The sequence below is a fragment of the Xenorhabdus khoisanae genome (assembly GCF_001037465.1).
Classification (GTDB): domain Bacteria; phylum Pseudomonadota; class Gammaproteobacteria; order Enterobacterales; family Enterobacteriaceae; genus Xenorhabdus; species Xenorhabdus khoisanae.
On record NZ_LFCV01000212.1, the window covers coordinates 1 to 1,863 of the forward strand.

The window sequence follows — 1,863 nt, forward strand, 5'->3', positions numbered from 1 at the left end:
ATTGAAAGCGAATCACTATAACGGTTGGTTGGTCGTTGAGGCAGAACAAGATCCCGCTGTTGCCCATCCGCTGACTTATGCCACGATGGGATATAACAATTTGTATCGATTTGCCAAAGAAGCGGGGTTGATTTATACCCAATGGATTTCAAGATGCAGCGCGGCGGCAAGGGAATGAATCCCCGGGAGCATAGATAACTATGTGACCGGGGTGAGTGAGCGCAGCCAACAAAGAGGCAACTTGAAAGACGAAGAGTATAAACGCGGCTGATTTAAATATGAAGAGTGGGGGCCAAGTGTCTAAATTACTATCAAAATACCACGTGCCCGATCGGGATAATCGGACACAACATATCACGCCGGAAACAGCAAACTGGGAGTATGTCCACTTTTCTGTTTATGAACTGAATGCGGGTGAATCCATTACCTTACCTGCATCGGAAAATGAAACTTGTCTGGTGTTGGTTGCGGGAATAGCTTCGGTGATTACACTTCAGCAACGATTTGAGAAAATTGGGGAACGCATAAGCCCATTTGAGCGTAAAAAGCCTTATGCTGTTTATGTTGCACCCAATGAAATAATAATAATCATTGCTGAAACTCAACTCGAATTGGCGGTATGTCAGGCAAAGGGGAAAGGAAATTATCCTACCCGCTTGATTGCACCGCAGGATATTAGTGCGGAACACCGTGGCAATGGCAATAATCGGCGTTATGTTCACAACATTTTGCCCGACGATCAACCTGCGGATAGCCTGCTGGTTGTTGAAGTTTATACTGATGAAGGATGTACCAGCTCCTATCCTAGCCACAAGCATGATACCGATAATGAACCACAAGAAACTTATTTGGAAGAGACCTATTATCACCGCTTAAATCCATCGCAGGGTTTTTGTATACAGCGGGTCTATACCGATGATCGCTCGTTGGATGAAACAATGGCGGTTTACAACAAGGATGTGGTGATGGTACCAAAAGGGTATCATCCCGTGGCTACCATTGCTGGCTATGATAGCTATTACTTGAATGTCATGGCTGGCCCGACCCGTAAGTGGTTATTCACGTGGGAAAAAGATCATCAATGGGTTAATGGCGAAGAATATGCTGCGAAATATGCCAGTCGTTAAATGGAGAACTGCTCCCCGGATGGGGAGCAATATCAAATTTACCTGATTTGGTATAGCGGGTGAGTTCGGGGGACATTTGAGCACCACTCTCATTCTTTTGAGTTATTTAGATAAAGAGTATGATATCCAGCTCACCTTTGGTAAACAAATCGGTTTCAGCTTCTGTAGTGGGAACGCTGGGCGTTTGGCGTTTAATGTATTTTAAAGGAGAGAGATTACTTAGTGGTTTAGCATTCCATACTATCCCGATACACTCTTTTTCGTCGTTATATATGGGAAATTTTTCACTGATGAAAGGTGAGAGCGTGTTTTTTCCGTACCAATAATGTGTTTCGATAATTGAAACTCTATCTTTTGATTCCCCTGTTCTCCGGTCATGCTCTTTAAGATCTTGTGAAAATTGATCGTCAGACCAATCTGTTAGATATATCGGTTAATGCCACAAGGATCGCTGAGATATTCCATCATGGCGATTAATCCCTTTAAATAGGGTTCATCATTTTTATGGGATAAATTTATCTCTATCTTATGTAATTAACATTTGTTAAATTTTAGCTAAAAAATAATAACGCGTGTATTTATATACCTGTCTTCATTAACTTCATACCCATAAAAGATAATTTGCTGTATAAATTGGATAATTGAAACTAAAAAAATCAACATAAGTCATATCTCCTATATTTTTAGCTGTTATTATGTGTTTCATTATCTGTTTTGCCGGTTTATATTATAATAT

Annotated in this window: 1 protein-coding gene and 1 pseudogene; one reads left to right on the forward strand and one right to left on the reverse strand. The window is 40.9% G+C overall.

All coding sequences use genetic code 11. The features are described 5' to 3' along the window. The first annotated feature begins 296 nt into the window (after positions 1 to 296). Positions 297 to 1,127, forward strand: a complete 831-nt coding sequence (gene iolB, locus AB204_RS20210; RefSeq protein WP_047965179.1) for a 5-deoxy-glucuronate isomerase — start codon at positions 297 to 299, stop codon at positions 1,125 to 1,127. A gap of 109 nt (positions 1,128 to 1,236) precedes the next feature. Here iolB and AB204_RS23720 read toward each other — a convergent pair. Then, positions 1,237 to 1,646: pseudogene (locus tag AB204_RS23720) on the reverse strand (helix-turn-helix transcriptional regulator); the annotation flags it as partial. Positions 1,647 to 1,863: the final 217 nt, after the last annotated feature.